The following is an 18,021-nucleotide window of genomic DNA, read 5'->3' on the forward strand; positions in this document are numbered from 1 at the left end:
TACCTTAAAATAAAAATGCGATGCTAAAGAGTATAGAGCGCTAAGTTGGTCAATAAATTAATCCGTTTGGTATTAGACAATAAATCAATCCGTTTGGTGTAAGGCATCTTGCAAGAAAGGTTCCAGCACTTGCTTTAACCTAGCTTTCATCTGTAAATCAATATTTGAAGTGCTGTTTTCTATTTGACAACTTCCAGGCGGAAACTGTGGAGCGGGAAGTAAACGCCAGCCCTGCTGCTGGATATGTGCAGCGCCAAATTGAGCTTCAACAAGTTTAATATCACTTGGGTTTAAATATATTTGTGTTTGGGCTTCACTGCTAGGTAAGCTTTTAATACCTTTAGCAATCGCCGCCATTAAAATGTCAGGGTTAGTTTTTGCTTCATGTAAAACCACCGCCTCTGTCAATTGCAATACTAAATTAAGCAATTGCTCTTCGACATTTTTTTCCACACTAGCAAGCGGCTGATGTAATTGTTCAATTAAACTTTGCCAATTCGCGCTTTGTTGGTCAATGTGCTCTTTTCCTTGGGCTAAACCTTGTTCAGTCCCCTCTTCAATACCTTGTGCCTGACCTTCTTCTAATCCTTTAGTTTTACCTTCTTCATAGCCTTTAGCATAACCTTCCTCTTTACCTTGGCCAAAGCCTTCCTCACTTGCCGCTTGACGAATTTCTTCAATATCCTGCGCTGTTAAGGGTTGAGGTTCTACTTCTTCCGGCTCTGGGGGCTCATATACCCAATTAGATCTTTTACCTAAAGCGTTTGTTTTCTCTTTATCTTGGGCGCTAGGTTCATTTTGCACATCGGGCAAAGACCAAACATCTGTCGCTTCTTCAGATGCTTTTATAATACGAATTGGTGATTTTGACATTGTGGTATCCTTTCTAGGCTAAGCTGACTTGGTATTATAAAAACTCATCACCACCACCACCGCCGCCAAGCATAATTTCACCTGCGTCAGAGAGTCGTCGGGCAACCGATAAAATTTCTTTTTGTGCCGCTTCAACTTCACTAATACGCACTGGGCCCATCGCTTCTAAATCATCAGCCATCATTTCTGCAGCACGTTTAGACATGTTACTCATTATTTTGTCTTTTAATGCTTCATCGGTACCTTTAATTGCTTTCATTAAGGCTTCTTGTTGAACTTCACGTAAAATAGCCTGCATACCTCGATCATCAACATCAGCAAGATTTTCAAAGACAAACATTAAATCTTGTATTTGTTGACTCATCTCTTCATCATTTTCTCGAATTGAGTCCATCAACATACCTTCAACATTAGTATCTAGATAGTTCATGATATCTGCAGCCGCTTTCAAGCCGCCCATTTTCGCAGCTTGCGCGCCGGCTTGACCCGCAAATTGTTTCTCCATTATCTCATTCAATTCTTGTAAGGCTGCTGGTTGTACTTCTTCTAAATTGGCAATACGCATCATTAAGTCTAAGCGCACTTTATCGGTAAACTGCCCCATAATTTCTGCAGATTGCTCAGGTTCAAGGTACGAAAGCACAATAGTTTGAATTTGAGGATGTTCATTACGAATAATGTTTGCTACTTGTTTAGAATCCATCCATTTCAATGAATCTAAGCCCTTAGCACCACCGCCCATAACAATTTGGTCGATTAAGTTACCTGCTTTATCTTCACCCAATGCCGCGGTTAGTGCTCGACGAACAAACTCTTCACTTTGGAAACCAATGGTGGAGAAGTTTTGTATTTCGTGAATAAACAACTTATGAACAGCAGTGATTTTTTCTTGAGTAAAATCCTCCATTGCCGCCATAACAGTGCCCACTTGCTGCACTTGCTTTGGTTCAAGGTGCTTTAAAATTTGCGCCGCATCTTCTTCAGATAAACTAAGCAGTAATATTGCTGCTTTTTCAGCACCTTCTAGTTTATCTACATCAAAGCCTGCAGGAGCTGCGGCTAATGCGCCGACTTCTGTTTCATCACTCATCTTCGTTCAACCAACTTTTAACTACTTGCGATGATAATTCGGGCTCATTTGCTACTAACGCTCGAACCGCTTTTAATACATCTTCATCTCGATGAAGATCAGGTAACTGTAAACTGCCATCTGCTGCAAAACCTACTGCGCCAGCATCAAAATCAGACGTCAACATATCCATGGTTTCATCACCTAAATCAATATGACCATCAAGTGATTTATCGCCATAATCATCTGGTGTTTGCTCTGGGTAAATCAAACGTTTCAGCATTGGGCGAACAACGGCTAGAATTAGCACTATGATAACCAAAGCACCCAATACTAATTTGAGTACTTTAATAAACCAAGGTTGTTGCCAAATAGGTACCTCAGCTACTACGCCAAAATCTGGACGATTAAAGGGAATGGTGACTACTTCCAAAACATCGCCACGCTGTAAATCAAAACCAATACTACCTTGTAAGAGACGACGAATACTGGCTGTTTCACCTGCAGAGCGAGGTACTAAAGTTGCTGCTGGAGTATTTGCTCCTCCCTCAACGGGTGTTGCTGCAACGCCTGCGACATAATCAAGGGCTACAGATACGCTAACACGTCTTACAACGCCAGCTTGCTGCTTAGTATGGCTGATGGCTTCATCAAGTTCATAGTTTTTAGTTGACTCAGAATGTTTTCTGCTTGGCATGCTTCTTTTTTGCCCGCCCGTTGCATCTTCAGGAATAGCAGAGGCAATCGGAGGCTGATTGGTTAAGGCACCTGGAATCCCGCCTAATGCACCACCAATATTAGTGCTTTCAACGCTCATTTCACTTCGAAGCGCTGGTAAATCTGAGTTGTAACGACGCTGTGTTTCTTCAACATTGGTAAAATCCATGGTGATATCAACTTGCGCAGTATAGTTGCCTAGACCAACAACAGGAATAAGAATACTGTCAATTTTCTCCATGTATTCTTGTTCACGTTTTTGTTCAATCTCAAACTCTTTTCTTGAGCGAGATGAAATAGAGTCTTGTGAGCCTGAATTAAGTAAGCGTCCATTTTGATCAGTCACAGTGACACGATTAGGCGTTAAACCTTGTACCGCTGAGGCAACAATATCAACAACAGCATCAACTTCTTCTTCCGAAAGCATTTTACCGCGCTGCATAGTCAGAACAACCGTCGCTGATGGATTTTTTTCTCTACGGGCAAATATATTTTCACGGGGAATAGCGAGTAATACTTTAGCTCGGCTTATGCTTCTTAACTGTTCTATTGTTTTGGCAATTTGCTGCTCTCTGCCATATTTTAATCTTTCACGCTCTAGTCGCTGACTTACACCAAAGCCCATATCTTTCATTAAAATATCTTCACCTTGTGAAGCTTCTTCAGTTAAGCCTTCTCTAGCTAACAATAATTTTACATTTTGATATTCATCTGCAGGGACCGAGATAGTATTGTTTTCTTGTTGATACTCCACTTGATTGGCATCAAGAAAGTCCATGGTAGTAATTAACTGTTTAGTAGGTAATTTTGATAGCACACGGTATTCAGGATCATTAGCCAGCATAATAACAAATATCGCAATAGCCAAACAAATAGCCAATGCAACCACGATGGTAGCTTGTCGTAAAATATCAACACTACCTAATGAGGCAGCGAAACCTGATTTTTGCTCACCTATCCCCGCACCTTCAGCTTCACTGGCGATCATATCGCCACTACTATCAGCTGCAACCATTGCGTTTGTATCAGACACTTTACTTCTCCGCTGTACTGTTTTTTATATCAAGGCATTTTATTGACGCATGATACCTATAATACTATGACTTAAATACAATTATTTAGTTGAGGATAAACCATCAAGAGCAAGGCACTTGAATGAGACATAGCTCGCCTATGGCGATTGAAAGTAACGAGGCTATTGTTGCGTTTAGGCCAACTAAATTAAACTGGCATGCTCATTATTTCTTTATAGGCTTCAACAAACTTGTTTCGTATTTGCACTGTTGCATCCAAAGCGATGCCTGACTTAGAAGAAGCAATCATTACTTCAGCAAGCGTAACGTTACTATCGCCCATTTCAAAAGCTCTTTTCTTTTCGCCAGACTCTGTTTGTAAATCATTGACACTCTTAAGTGCATCGGTAAGCATATCGCCAAAATTACTGGTAGATTCATTGATTTTGCCAACGCTATTACTTGCAGTACCGTTTATAACATCAACGTCAATTGCTGGTGGCTTATTGCCCATGGCCTGTAGTGACATGTTTTGCATTTGGCTGTATAGAGAGTTACTTTTGATATCCATAGGGCGCTCACTTTTGTCAATTATTTAACTTTAAATAAGATATAACAGTGAGGTTGCAAACATAGTGCCAAAAGAAAATATTTATGTGATGGAGTGATTTAGAGAAGTATAAATAGGGGAGTTTATAATTCCCCCAATTATCGTGAATGATAACCTGGGGATTATAACGACATAGTTAATTAGGCTGGTATTTCAATACCTGAATCACGCATTTTAGCAATTTTATAACGTAGAGTGCGTGGACTTATCCCTAAGCGCTCTGCTACGTCTTTTCGACTGCCATGGCAAGCTTGTAAGGTATCAAGAATGATTTGATGCTCCTGCAGTTTCAGCTCACTACCGAGTTTATCATCACTACCCGTAAGCTGTTCAGGCTCTACTACTAATGCGGTATCAAAATTTTCAATCAGTAAGTCTCCGGCATCAATAATTTGCTCAGTATGCAAAATAAGTGCTCTTTGAATAACATTATCTAGTTCACGAACATTGCCAGGCCAATGATAAGCATTAAGCTTACTGCGCGCTGCACCTGAGAATTCAGGGATGCTATCGCCATTTTTTTGACAATGTAGAGAAACTAAGTGTTGTGCTAAAACAAATATATCATCAACTCGCTGGGCTAAGGGTAACCAAGAGAGTGGAAATACATTAAGGCGATAATAAAGGTCTTCACGAAATACCCCATCACTTACCGCTGCTTTTAAATCTCGGTTACTGGTAGCAATAACGCGGACATCAAGGCTTATCATTTTTCGTCCGCCTAAACGTTCTACTTCGCGCTCTTGTAATACCCGTAAAATTTTAGCTTGTAAGCCCAAATCCATTTCGGTAATTTCATCAAGTAAAATGGTGCCACCTTGTGCTTGTTCAAACTTTCCTGGACAGGCTTGAATTGCGCCAGTAAAAGCTCCTTTTTCATAACCAAATAACGTTGCTTCAAGCATATTTTCAGGGATTGCCGCACAATTAATAGCAATAAAAGGTTGAGTGCTTCGTTTCGAATGATTGTGAACGTACTGCGCTAAAACTTCTTTACCTGAGCCACTTGGACCGAGGATCATCACAGACGCATCTGTACTGGCGACTTTTTTCGCCAAGGTAAGTAATTCTAATGAACGTTTATCCGCAACAATAGGGTCATTTTTATTAACGACTTGCGGCGGAATATATTGACTGACCATATTGAGCAGCACCTGCGGAGCGAAAGGCTTAGCAATATAGTTACAAGCTCCATCTCTCATCGCTTGTACAGCATCATCTATGGTGCCAAAAGCAGTCATCAATAATACCGGTAGATTAGCATGCTGACTTTTAATACTTTTTAATAAAGATAAACCAGACATTCCGCCCATTTGTACGTCACTGACAACAATATCCACTTGATGGCTTTTTAACGCCAATAAGGCAGCTTCGCCAGAGTCAGCCTCAATACAGTGGTAGTCGGCTAATGAAAGCGTATCGACTAACGCTTCTCGCAGACCCGCATCATCTTCAACAACAAGAATTTTATGTTCAGTCATTAGCACTCTCCAAAGGACTATTCTTCATCACATGACCTTGCTCTAACAAAGGTAACTTAATAACAAAATGTGCGCCTGAATTAGCTTCGTTAAGTAGGCTCACTTCACCTTGATGCGCATTCACTACAGATTTAACAACCGCTAAGCCAAGACCTGTTCCTTTACTACTTGAGGTATAAAAAGGCTGAAATATTTTATCGATAACGTTAGCGTCAATACCAGGACCATTGTCTTTAAAACTTAAATATAAATGACTGGCCTGGCTATAAACTTGAATATTTATCAGCGGTTCAATGATCTTATTTATACTTGTCGCTTGTAAGGAGTTATGTAATAAATTTTGAATTGCTCCTGTTAAGGCATTTTTATTGCCGAGCATATAAAGTTCATTCTCGGGCAATTGTACTTTTACTTTCGTATTAGCTTTATCTAACAATGCATCCATAGAGCTAACCGCATCATTAATGAGTTCTCCTACGTTCACAGAAGCAACAACTTGTTCTTTACCACTTTTAGAAAATAACAGCATATCGTTCACTTGCTGCTCTAAATCATGTAAACGCGCATTTAGTTTTCCTTGAAACTTAATCCGCGAATTTTCAGCTAATTTATTCGAAGATAAATTTTCGCTATATAAAATGGCGGCGGATAAAGGAGTACGTATTTGATGAGCGAGTGTTGATACCATTTTTCCTAACGAAGAGAGGCGTTGCATTTGCGATAGTTTATCTTGCAGTAAACGAGTTTCGGTTAGGTCAGTTATCATGATCAATTGACCTGGTTGTGAGCCTAAGCTAGTAATTTCTAATTTTACTCGGCGACCATCTTTAAGTGATATTTCATGCCAATCATCTTCACGTGGATCGAATGAACGGGCAATAACATTAAACCATGGTTGGCCAAGAATAGGTTCATCAAGTAAGTTTCTAGCAACTTGGTTTATCTTCACCACAATACCATTACCATCAAGCATTACTAAACCTGTTGGCATCACTTCTATGAGCTGATCTGCTAATAAATTATGACTAAGGGGCTGTTTTTCTGACGTTGAGCTATGAAGGTATTTCGTATTAGCGATTGAGCGTGGAGAAAAGTTATGTTTTGTACTTTGAGATGCTTGTGCTCTCAATGCCGCTAATTCACCAGGAAACGCTTCATGCGCTAGCAAAGAAGGTTTATCAGACCCAACAATATTAACGGAATGAAACGCAGAATTCGCGCTTGCTTCCCTTGCTAAAGGCATAATACTAGGGACTGCTGTAGGGTTTGCTTGTGACATAACTTGTGCCATACATAGGTACTCGAAAAAACTATCTAGTACCTATAAAGCATTTACTATGCCATTATTTTTATAATTAAAATCAATAAGTTAAAAGCAAAAAACATCGAAACTTATTAATACTCACTGTCAATCTATTGACCTTAACGATTAATCTTAACTATTAACGTTACTCATGTTACGCACTGGGTTTGTGCAAGTCATACTTACGCATTTTTTCAACTAGTGTAGTTCTACGCATACCAAGTGTTTCTGCGGCTCTAGCAACTACATAATCATGCTTACTTAACGATTGTTTAATTAATGATACTTCAAGATCGGCTAAGTGCTCTTTTAAGTTTAAACCATCACTAGGTAATAAGGTCGCATCAGCAGAGTTTTGTGCGCCATCAGTTTCAACAGTTAACTCATCTTCATTATCATCGTCGCTTTCGTCATCATCATAATCAAAGCCACCGAAAAGTTCGTTAATTACATCATGTTCCTGTAGCTCTTCAGGATATTCAGGATTATAAGCTTGTACATCTATATGCTGATATTTATAAGGTAGCTCTGTAACATCAACAATTTGATCACCGTACATAATTAACATACGTTCAATTAAGTTTGATAATTCTCTAACATTGCCCGGCCAAGGGTGTTCCATCAAAGACTCAATGGCTTTTTCAGTAAAACGCACTGTTTTATTTTGTTCGTGTTCAAAGCGAGTTAACAGTTCTTTTAATAACAGCGGAATATCTTCTTTTCGCTCTCGTAATGCTGGAGTATCTATTGGGAAAACATTCAAACGATAGTATAAATCTTCTCTAAAACTGCCCTCTTTGATCATTTCTTCTAAATCTTGATGGGTCGCAGCAATAATACGTACATTGGCTTTAATACTTTTACTGCCACCAACACGTTCAAAAGTACGTTCTTGTAAAACACGTAACAGCTTTACTTGCATGGGTTGCGGCATATCACCTATTTCATCTAAAAATAGTGTGCCGCCTTCAGCTAATTCAAAACGTCCTTTACGAGTAGAAATAGCACCAGTGAAAGCACCTTTTTCGTGGCCAAATAATTCACTTTCAAGCAGTTCGGCTGGAATAGCCCCACAGTTAATGGGTACAAAGGCTTCTTTTGCGCGCTCTGATAAGTTATGAATATTTCGTGCTACAACCTCTTTACCAGTCCCTGACTCCCCAAGCACTAACACACTGGCGGGTGTTTTCGCTACTTGCTCGATCAAAAATCGTACTTGCGCCATCGGCTCACTACTACCAACCAATGAACGAAATAAGGCGCTGGAATTAAGTTTGCTAGCTTTACGCGGTAATTTATTATGATATTGATGACAATGGTGAATTTGCTCTGTAAGTTGAGCATAATTAAGCGGCGCAGCAAGGGTACCAATAACATTAACATGAATAGTTAACTCATTGGCATCAAGTACATCATGGAGAATAAACGGAACGCTGGGGTTAACTTTAATTAAAGCAGTGCAATCATTACTAACATTACCCGTTAATATTACCGTGAGAATATGGCTACAATCAGCTAACTTTTCGATTGCTTGCTCTTGCGAGCAATGGACAAAGTGCTCACCAACAAAAGCAAGTACCGTACTTAGCTGCTGGCTTCTACCTGCGTCGTTATCAACGACTAGGATTTGTTTATGACCTGTTACTACGGATGTAACTACTGGATTATCAATCATATTTAACTCTTCACGGCTATTGCTAACGTGCTATTTTTAATCTTGTTTTATAGCGTTTTAGCCAATTCTAGCTATTAATTTATTTTAAGCAACAAAAAATTGACACGTACTCGTCATTTATTTGTCATACATCAAAATTAACTGTCGATTAGGTTATTAATTAACAATAAAATTTTATCCATCTCGAACAATAAAAGATAAACAGGTATACGTTGAAAATTAATTGACCTGGCTTTTCATAATACTGTCAAAAAGTTGATAATTAGTGCTAACACCTCTTTTAGTTACTTAACCTGCAAACGTAAGAGATGTAAAAGCAATAAAAATCAACAAGTTAAACAGAAAATAAAAACATAAAAAAATTTGGCATAGAAAAAGCATATATAATTATTGAAATTTAATAACCATATTTTAGAAAATAGGATAATCAAATGTTGATCATAAACGGTACTGCTGAGTTAATGCATGATAATGAAGAGTTCACTAAAGGAACCCGCCATGAATTTAATATGTTTTCAAGGGAAATGCCTTTCGAACAGCAGCTTAGCCAAATAGAAGGATATTTAGTCGCTCGTGGCTGGGATAACATTGAAGTATTAGGTAATGGTGTTATTAATAATGAAGAAGACATAACTCATAATGTATTACAACAAGCCTATGCAAAAGCAAAAGATGAAGGTCTTGCTGTAACCGTAAACAACCAACCTTTAGTTTAGATTAACTTATTTTAATTGAGTTAATCCCTAAAACTATTGTTTCAATTCTACAAGTTTTCTATAATAACGCTATAGCGAACTAGGAGGTGTCTATGACACATGCATCACTCAAAAAGTATCAACAAACCACTAAAAGCACAGCCCAGCAAGCTTCACCTTATCAGTTAGTGGCTATGTTATTTCAAAAATTATTAGGGAACATAGCTACTGCTAAAGGTGCTATTTCACAAAGTAACTTTGAAAAGAAAGGGACAGAGCTATCTAATGCCATTGCTATTATTGGCGTTTTAGAAGGTTCTCTTGATTTTAAACAAGGCGGTGAAGTTTCTGAAAACTTAGCGTCACTCTATAAATTTTGCTCAGAACAATTGTTAGTTGCGAGTACAACTAATGATAGTGACAAGTTAGAAGAAGTAATTCAAATTCTTCTACCTATAAAATCGGGCTGGGACTCTATTCCATTAGAAAATCAGAATCAGGTTAGCTTTTAGTGCTCAATGATACTAAACATCAACTTGAGACAATAAACGAAGTGTCGCGGCAACTATTGTCGCGAATATTTGCTATACACAATCAAGTTCAAGAAAACACAGCAAATGGTAACGAATCAAATAATGATAAGTCTACTACTGATAGCTCAGCAACAGACAATGAACTAACTGAGTTAATGTCTACAAGGCATCAATTAATTCATTGTTTATTTGAGCAAAATACACATGAAGAAATATCAATAGAGCTTAACTTATTAAATGAAATGATTACACTAGATGCTGAATTATCTAGCCAGTCTAAAGTTTGCAAAAAAGCCTTAGCTGAGCAAGTGATTAGACTAAAAAAAAGTAAAAAAGTAACTAAGTCATATCAAAAGTATTAACTCGAAATTTCAATTGTATAATATACCTCTGCCTCAACTTAAAATGATTCTTCTAACTTGACAACCTGAAGATAAAACAATTAATTTCATTACATCATCAGAAACTACGCTTACCCCACCATCACTTGAACGCTATCAGATAGCTGACTTTATCATCATGCTGAAGTATATTTTGTCCATTGCAAGCCCACTGACTGCAAGTAGTACGATACAACATAATTTCAGTTGAAAGTTCCTAGGAAAGTGAAGGTATTGCGAATAAAGTGCTAAAGATAAGGAGGAGTCAGTCGGTAATATGACTAGCAGCCAATCGAAGAATACTTATAAGAAAGTTGCTAGGTTATTTTAGGGCTATTGAAATTGGCTTTATTAATTATACCTCTTATTTTATTTATCAGATTAATAATCAAGGTAATTAACCTTAATTATTAACCTGAAAGTCAATTACTTGTTTTGCTTCACTACACCAGGCATATTATCCAATTGCGCAGTGATATAGCTCCCTGTAGCATTTAAGTTGGCAACTAATAAATCCATAGCGTTGTACTGTTTATATAAGCGGGCTTCTAAACTATCCATTTTTCGACCAAAAGATATACGGTCATCATCGATACCTTCTAATTGACTTTTTTTCCCCTCAATTCGACTATCAATCAAACCACCAGAATCTGTATAAAATTTCATTAAGGTATCTACTGACGAAGCAAAACCAGGGTCCTCATCAGAACCAACAAAAAAGTTTTGTACACCATCAACATCATTTGCAATAGCTTCGTTTAAGTCATCTTTATCCAAGCTTAATACACCATAACGATCGCTGCGAACACCTAACTGTGAAAGTGATAAAGTATTACCATTACTGGTTTCAAAAGGGGTGCTGATTTGCTGACGTAACTTACTCATAACACCACGTAAAAGAGAGTCTCCGGCTAATGGGCCTGTCCCCCCTTCACCTGCTTGACCTAAGCTTTTGCTTAGTGTTACAAGAGCATTATAATTTTTAACAAACTGATTAAGGCCAGCTTCAACATTGGCATTATTTTCACTCAGAGTTACACTACTTAAATCATCATCGACAGCATGAATTTTCTTTGCTGTGATATCAACACCATCAATAACATTGGTAAAAGTGTTGGTACTGTTAGTGACAACTAAAGTTCCATCAATAGTTATTTGTGCATCAACAGCGGGAGTCGCTTCGTTCATACTCAAAGAGTGGGTTGCCGAAAGAGGATCAGGATCATAGGCTAAACGTGAAAGCCCAAGAGCATCTTGGTTATTACCATCGCTTACATCGTCAACAACAATAGTTATTGCATTTGCAAGGCCTGTTTCTTTGCTTGACAGAACTAAATGCTGACCACCATCATCAGTTATAATCGTGGCAATAACGGATTCATTATCGTTACTATCATTAATAGCATCACGAATATCAGCTAATGTAGAAGTATCAGACGCGGTAATATCAAAACTATTTTCACCTGACTTTATGGTTAGGGTACCCTTTCCAATAGCCTCTTCACTATCGATACCTGTAGAAACTAATTTATGCTTTTCTGCAAGCCGATCTACTTTTACAGAGTAATTACCTATTTCAGCATCTTTATTTGATGACATTGAAATAAAATCATCATTACCTTTTACTTCACGTAGTTGATACCTATCGGCATCAGCTAAATTAGAGATGGAATCTTGTACTTTTTGTAGTGCTGATTTCAATGCACCAACAGCAGAGATATCTGTTGTAATAGAGCCTTCTTTTTGATTGAGTCTTGTTTCATAAGGTACTTTTTCAGCGCCAACAATAGCCCCTACAATATCAGCCACTTTCAAGCCAGAGCCTAAACCATTAAATGTAATATTAGCCATAAATCACCACGTTTTATCAAGTTACCAGCTATGTAAAAGCCACTGTATCAATCAAGTTTATTGCTTTGCGTTCAACGCATTATATATCTACAACTATACACTTTTACGATACCAATGTAGTTATGCATCGGTATTAATAAAGTTTCCGGTTGCCTCAGAAAGCTTAGCCACTAAGTCTAATACTTCCTCAGTGGGATATTGTTTAATTAAATCACCACTATTTTTGTCAATCACCTTGATGACGTCTCGTCCAGAATCTTTATCTACTGAAAACTCTAAACCCTTGTTCATTTCACCGACAAAATCTTGCAATTTTTGCGCCACCTTCTCTAGCTGTTCAGATGTCATTAACGCTTTGTTTTTTTGCTCTGCATCGCTCACCTTTATTGCTGCTTCAGCAGCCCTTTTATCGGTTTGAACCTCGTCTGCAGATTGCAATGTTATTGAGCTATTACTAACTGGTAAGTCTTTTTCAGAGCTTGTCTTTCTTTGTGAACTAACATTATGACTATTATCTGTTGAAATATTTATTGCACTCATCATCAACTCCTAAAATATCAAACTAAAACACGGTGATAGAAATACGAAAAAAGGAAGGTACTATAAAATAGGCCTTCCTCATATTTCGCTCACCTTGTCAGCCGATTAGCCTGACAAGGTTATCTACGATGACCTACTCAATTAACCGATTAAGCTTAAAGCGGCTTGAGGCAATTGGTTAGCTTGCGCTAAGATTGACGTACCTGCTTGTTGCAGTATTTGATTCTTAGTCATTGCAGCTGTTTCAGTCGCATAGTCAGTATCTTGAATACGGCTACGTGATGCAGAGGCGTTTTCTTGGATATTTGCCAAGTTACCAATAGTTTGACTAAAGCGATTTTGTGTAGCACCCAATTCAGCACGTTCATTACCTATTTGCTGTAATGCCGCATCAATAATATCGATTGCTGACTGTGAGCCACCTGAAGTAGAGATATAAAGGTCTGCAATTGAAGTTAACTTTGTAGTGGTGTCAACAGTTGCATTACCACCACCACCTAAAGCACCCCCAGCAGTGAATGACGCCGTTCCTTTATTAATATCTAATACCGCATTAGTAAAGTCTAAATTCCCTGTTACTGTTGCTGTTTTACTTACTACAGCAGTAGCTGAGGTTGCATCTCCAGCAGTTGTAGTTATAGCTCCACCAGTTTCAGCGGCACCACCCCAAGCAGCAACAGTTCCAACAGCACCGTCAGTACCACCACCCGTAATTTCCATCGTAACATCAATATTCTCACCATTTGAGTTAGTAAAAATCAATCTATTATCATCAGTACCTGCACCCGCGGGGGTATTAATAGCTACCGTAATCCCCTTAGCTGCTAATGCCTCAACAGTTGCGTCGTTGCCTGTAATCGCTGTATTAAGAGCAGCAACTGAACCATCACCAGTCGTAGTCATCGTAGCCGTTATTTCAACACCTGCAACATTCATTGTAACCGTATCACCGCCAGTAGTTTGGTCAGCGAAACCAACAGATACTTCTGTTTTAGCACTCACACCAAACATGCCTTCGGTGCCATTAACCTGACCAGCCAAATCCGCCGCACTCATACCTGTTGTTAGTGCTATATCGTTATCAACACCACCTGCTGTTGCTTTAAGGGTGTCGCCGTCCGCAAATGTTAAGGCTGTTTCACGTGCCGCAGAGAAACCACTTATTGCGGTAGGCAAAGTAAATCCTTTCCCCGTCAAGCCAATATCTTTAGCCGCTGAAGAATTCAAGGTAACACCAATAGTTTGATTACTGTCTGAGCCTACTTGGAATTGCTGTGTACCATAACTACCATTTAATAATTTTTGACCACCAAAAGTAGTAGTATCTGAAATACGTGTTAGCTCTGATTGCAATGCTGACACTTCTTTTTGCAGTGCTTCACGGTCTGATGTTGAATTTGAACCATTTGATGATTGTAAAGACAAGTCACGCATACGTTGCAAAATATCAGTTGATGATTGTAATGCACCCTCAGCGGTTTGCGCCATTGAGATACCATCGTTAGCATTACGTTGTGCTACACCTAGACCACTAATTTGTGAGGTTAAACGTGTAGCAATCTGCATACCTGCGGCATCATCTTTGGCACTGTTGATACGCATACCAGAAGATAAACGTTCCATAGACTGGCTTAATGCCGCGCCTGATTTTGATAAGTTACGTTGTGCGTTTAATGAAGTAACATTAGTGTTTACTGAAATAGCCATTTTTAAAACTCCTGATTACAATATGTAATACGTTAGTTAAACAATTCTTATAAGTCAGGAACTTAATTTGATGCTTTTCGTTATGAGAAAGTGTCATTAAGTACCCGTTCTACTAACAGTAACGGCAGCCATTAAAATTACTTTAATGTTTTTATTAAAAAAAGGTCAATGATTATAAAAAAGGGGAGAATAAGTGGTTATACACAGTGGGTAGCGCGAATGACCCGTGTACGGTAAGTGGACCTAAGTGATTCAATTCTGAATAACAGCCCTTGTCACCTGTCATCCTCGAAGCGTTTTATATGGGGTTTAATCGATGCGTTAATGGATTCCGGCTTAAGCGACAACCGGAATGACGACTGGAGTATGTATGATGATAAACTGGGATGTATAACGAGGCAGTCAAAGCTATGACGATTTCGGAATACAAAAAAGCCATCACTGTACAGTGATGGCTTAGGTATTGCGATTATCTTACCTTAAATATGTACTAACCACCGATTAAACTAATAGCCGCTTGTGGTATTTGGTTCGCTTGCGCCAAAATTGAGGTACCGGCTTGTTGTAATATTTGATTCTTGGTCATCACCGCAGTTTCTGTCGCATAATCAGTATCCATAATACGACTACGTGATGCCGAGGCATTTTCTTGGATATTAGCCAAGTTACCTATGGTTTGGCTGAAACGGTTTTGTGTAGCACCTAAATCAGCACGAGAATCACCAATTGACTGTAACGCAGCATCAATAACATCGATAGCTGACTGCGAGCCACCTGCTGTAGAAATATCAAGGTCTGCAACTGAAGTTAAACTTGTTGTTGTTGCAACCGTTGCATTACCACCACCACCTAAAGCACCCCCAGCAGTGAATGACGCCGTTCCTTTATTAATATCTAATACCGCATTAGTAAAGTCTAAATTCCCTGTTACTGTTGCTGTTTTACTTACTACAGCAGTAGCTGAGGTTACATCTCCAGCAGTTGTAGTTATAGCTCCACCAGTTTCAGCGGCACCACCCCAAGCAGCAACAGTTCCAACAGCACCGTCAGTACCACCACCCGTAATTTCCATCGTAACATCAATATTCTCACCATTTGAGTTAGTAAAAATCAATCTATTATCATCAGTACCTGCACCCGCGGGGGTATTAATAGCTACCGTAATCCCCTTAGCTGCTAATGCCTCAACAGTTGCGTCGTTGCCTGTAATCGCTGTATTAAGAGCAGCAACTGAACCATCACCAGTCGTAGTCATCGTAGCCGTTATTTCAACACCTGCAACATTCATTGTAACCGTATCACCGCCAGTAGTTTGGTCAGCGAAACCAACAGATACTTCTGTTTTAGCACTCACACCAAACATGCCTTCGGTGCCATTAACCTGACCAGCCAAATCCGCCGCACTCATACCTGTTGTTAGTGCTATATCGTTATCAACACCACCTGCTGTTGCTTTAAGGGTGTCGCCGTCCGCAAATGTTAAGGCTGTTTCACGTGCCGCAGAGAAACCACTTATTGCGGTAGGCAAAGTAAATCCTTTCCCCGTCAAACCAATATCTTCAGCACCTACAGATTTTAAGGTAACACCAATAGTTTGGTTACTGTCTGAGCCTACTTGGAATTGTTGCGTACCGTAACTACCATTTAATAATTTTTGACCACCAAAAGTAGTAGTATCAGAAATACGCGTTAATTCTGATTGCAATGCTGATACTTCTTTTTGTAGTGCTTCGCGATCTGTTTTTGAATTTGAGCCGTTAGCAGATTGCAGTGACAAGTCACGCATACGTTGTAAGATATCGGTAGAGGACTGCATAGCTCCCTCTGCAGTTTGCGCCATTGAAATACCATCATTGGCATTACGCTGCGCTACTGCTAAACCACTAATTTGCGAGGTTAAGCGGGTTGATATTTGCATACCTGCGGCATCGTCTTTGGCGCCATTAATACGCATACCAGAAGACAAGCGTTGCATTGACGTAGATAAGGCTTCGCCTGATTTTGATAAGTTACGTTGAGCATTCAACGATGTTACATTGGTGTTGACTGTTATGGCCATGATATAGCTCCTAATGTGTTAACTGGTGTTAACGCCTGTTTATGTATGGTTGTAGCGTTGTCCATAAACCGGACGTTAACGCTTGGTTATTAGAAGCTTGTTAAATCAAGCCTCTGCTCTTTTTACTGTTAAAACTGTCGTTTACCTTTAACAGTAAAACTACTATTAATGTTGACCGACAATTTATTGTTATTTTTACTCTCGCTAATACCAAAGCATAAATAATGCCACTTTAATAAATAGCAATGTATTTATTATATATAATTCAACAAACTTAAGCCTTGAACCTTGCTAAACGCTTGCTGTGATGCTTGCAAGGCGATTTTTGCTTGCTCAAATTGTGAAATCGCTTTGGCAAAATCTAAGTCTTCAATAGTTGATTTACCCGTTTCTATATTAAGTGCCGAATCGAGATGCCTACTTTTTTGACTCTCTAAGACTTGCAAGCGAACACCCGCGTCTACCCGTCTTGAGGTGACATGAGACATACCAGAGCTAAGCTGATCGAGTATTTTGTTGTAGTTTACTTGGTGTTGTTCTTGGTTAGTGTTGCCCGTACCTTGTTCCATCCAAGTAATGGCATTATTAATAGTTTCAAAAATGCTGACATTCTCTTGTTCATTAATCGTGAAGCTGTCACCCGGCAATGGGTTGCCGCTTAAGGTCACATCAATGCCATCGAAGGAAACTGTTTGCCCTGCCACATAAGGAGCTGGAAGTACAGGAGGTGCAGGGGGCACAGAAGGCACAGGAAAAACTACTGTGCCACCGCCGTCAGTCACCGTTAAATCATTTGTGATAGCGTCAAAATTAAAAGTATGAGGAGTTACACTGGTGTTGTATGCATTTCTATCGGTGATATTGGCACTTGCTATAGTAACGTCTAACGGACTAGCTGGATTAGTAGCATTGGAAGTATCGTTAGCGATAAAATCACCAATTGCATTATCTACGTTCATAAAAACAGCATCACCCGCTTGGCTAGTAGGTATTTTTATATTTTTAGCTATTTGTACTTCTCGAACACCTGAATCACCACTATAAGAAACACTACCGTCAGTTTGTTGACTAAAAGGTTGTTGCTCTGTTTGATAGCCTGAAAAGATATAATCGCCATTTTCATTTTGACTATTGGCAATATCAAATAGTTGTTCAAGGTTGTTTCTGGTCTGTTTAGCTATCGCTTGAAGATCTTCATCAGACATTGCACCATTGTTAGCTTGTAACATCTGATCTTTAATATTATTCAAAATAACTTCTAATTGTGTAAAAGCAACCTCTTGCAAGTTATTATGACTTTCCGCTTTCGTAATATTACGTTTATATTTTTCTATATTGGCTAAATCATCTTTATAACCTGCCAACGTACCATAAGACACTGCATCATCTTTAGCAGTTAAAACGCGTTTCCCACTGGTTAAATAGGCCATTTGCTCATTTACATCTGAGGTTTTACTACTCATTTGTTGAGAGCTTTGTAAGTAAAATTGAGCTGTTGATACACGCATAAAAAAT

General features: G+C 38.9%; 15 protein-coding genes. 3 read left to right on the top strand and 12 right to left on the bottom strand.

Translation table 11 applies throughout. The features are described from left to right. Positions 1-84: 84 nt before the first annotated feature. The 7 genes from fliH to ESZ36_RS06125 form a co-directional block, all read right to left on the bottom strand. On the bottom strand, positions 85-873 hold the full coding sequence (gene fliH, locus ESZ36_RS06095) for a flagellar assembly protein FliH (RefSeq protein WP_146785063.1): 789 nt from the start codon (positions 871-873) through the stop codon (positions 85-87). Positions 874-907: 34 nt separating this feature from the next. After that, positions 908-1,963 carry a flagellar motor switch protein FliG gene (gene fliG / locus ESZ36_RS06100; protein WP_011042339.1) on the bottom strand — a complete coding sequence of 352 codons (1,056 nt, stop codon included), beginning with the start codon at positions 1,961-1,963 and terminating at the stop codon, positions 908-910. Beyond that, complete coding sequence (fliF, locus tag ESZ36_RS06105; RefSeq protein WP_146786100.1) at positions 1,956-3,647, bottom strand: flagellar basal-body MS-ring/collar protein FliF; 1,692 nt, start codon at positions 3,645-3,647, stop codon at positions 1,956-1,958. The genes fliG and fliF overlap by 8 nt, the downstream gene beginning before the upstream one ends. 233 nt (positions 3,648-3,880) lie before the next feature. Next, entirely contained in the window at positions 3,881-4,243 is a 363-nt protein-coding gene (fliE, locus tag ESZ36_RS06110) for a flagellar hook-basal body complex protein FliE (protein WP_011042337.1), read from the bottom strand. A 179-nt stretch (positions 4,244-4,422) separates the two neighbouring features. Next, complete coding sequence (locus ESZ36_RS06115) at positions 4,423-5,763, bottom strand: sigma-54-dependent transcriptional regulator (RefSeq protein ID WP_146785066.1); 1,341 nt, start codon at positions 5,761-5,763, stop codon at positions 4,423-4,425. Then, positions 5,756-7,042: a sensor histidine kinase gene (locus ESZ36_RS06120; protein WP_246129005.1), complete on the bottom strand. Its 1,287-nt coding sequence runs from the start codon at positions 7,040-7,042 to the stop codon at positions 5,756-5,758. The genes ESZ36_RS06115 and ESZ36_RS06120 overlap by 8 nt, the downstream gene beginning before the upstream one ends. A 178-nt stretch (positions 7,043-7,220) precedes the next feature. Beyond that, positions 7,221-8,741, bottom strand: a complete 1,521-nt coding sequence (locus tag ESZ36_RS06125; RefSeq protein WP_146785071.1) for a sigma-54 dependent transcriptional regulator — start codon at positions 8,739-8,741, stop codon at positions 7,221-7,223. Positions 8,742-9,172: 431 nt separating this feature from the next. On the opposite strand from ESZ36_RS06125, the gene ESZ36_RS06130 reads away from it, so the two are divergent. The 3 genes from ESZ36_RS06130 (at position 9,173) to ESZ36_RS06140 (ending at position 10,331) form a co-directional block, all read left to right on the top strand. Continuing rightward, positions 9,173-9,457 (top strand): hypothetical protein, encoded by a 285-nt coding sequence (locus ESZ36_RS06130; protein WP_146785074.1) that lies wholly within the window; start codon positions 9,173-9,175, stop codon positions 9,455-9,457. A 92-nt stretch (positions 9,458-9,549) separates the two neighbouring features. Next, complete coding sequence (fliS, locus tag ESZ36_RS06135; RefSeq protein WP_146785077.1) at positions 9,550-9,948, top strand: flagellar export chaperone FliS; 399 nt, start codon at positions 9,550-9,552, stop codon at positions 9,946-9,948. Between the two features lie 56 nt (positions 9,949-10,004). Beyond that, the gene (locus ESZ36_RS06140; RefSeq protein WP_146785080.1) at positions 10,005-10,331 is read left to right on the top strand and encodes a hypothetical protein; all 327 of its coding nucleotides are present in this window, start codon (positions 10,005-10,007) and stop codon (positions 10,329-10,331) included. A 444-nt stretch (positions 10,332-10,775) separates the two neighbouring features. Here the strand turns inward: ESZ36_RS06140 and fliD are convergent, their stop codons facing one another. From fliD to flgL, 5 genes are all read right to left on the bottom strand, one after another. Beyond that, the gene (fliD, locus tag ESZ36_RS06145; protein WP_146785083.1) at positions 10,776-12,200 is read right to left on the bottom strand and encodes a flagellar filament capping protein FliD; all 1,425 of its coding nucleotides are present in this window, start codon (positions 12,198-12,200) and stop codon (positions 10,776-10,778) included. 120 nt (positions 12,201-12,320) lie between these two features. Beyond that, the gene (locus ESZ36_RS06150; RefSeq protein ID WP_146785086.1) at positions 12,321-12,740 is read right to left on the bottom strand and encodes a flagellar protein FlaG; all 420 of its coding nucleotides are present in this window, start codon (positions 12,738-12,740) and stop codon (positions 12,321-12,323) included. 141 nt (positions 12,741-12,881) lie between these two features. After that, positions 12,882-14,447: a flagellin gene (locus ESZ36_RS06155; RefSeq protein ID WP_146785089.1), complete on the bottom strand. Its 1,566-nt coding sequence runs from the start codon at positions 14,445-14,447 to the stop codon at positions 12,882-12,884. A gap of 490 nt (positions 14,448-14,937) precedes the next feature. Further along, positions 14,938-16,506 (bottom strand): flagellin, encoded by a 1,569-nt coding sequence (locus tag ESZ36_RS06160; RefSeq protein WP_146785092.1) that lies wholly within the window; start codon positions 16,504-16,506, stop codon positions 14,938-14,940. 254 nt (positions 16,507-16,760) lie between these two features. Further along, entirely contained in the window at positions 16,761-18,014 is a 1,254-nt protein-coding gene (gene flgL / locus ESZ36_RS06165; protein ID WP_146785095.1) for a flagellar hook-associated protein FlgL, read from the bottom strand. Between the last annotated feature and the right edge of the window lie 7 nt (positions 18,015-18,021).

The sequence above is a fragment of the Colwellia demingiae genome, assembly GCF_007954275.1.
Classification (GTDB): domain Bacteria; phylum Pseudomonadota; class Gammaproteobacteria; order Enterobacterales; family Alteromonadaceae; genus Colwellia; species Colwellia demingiae.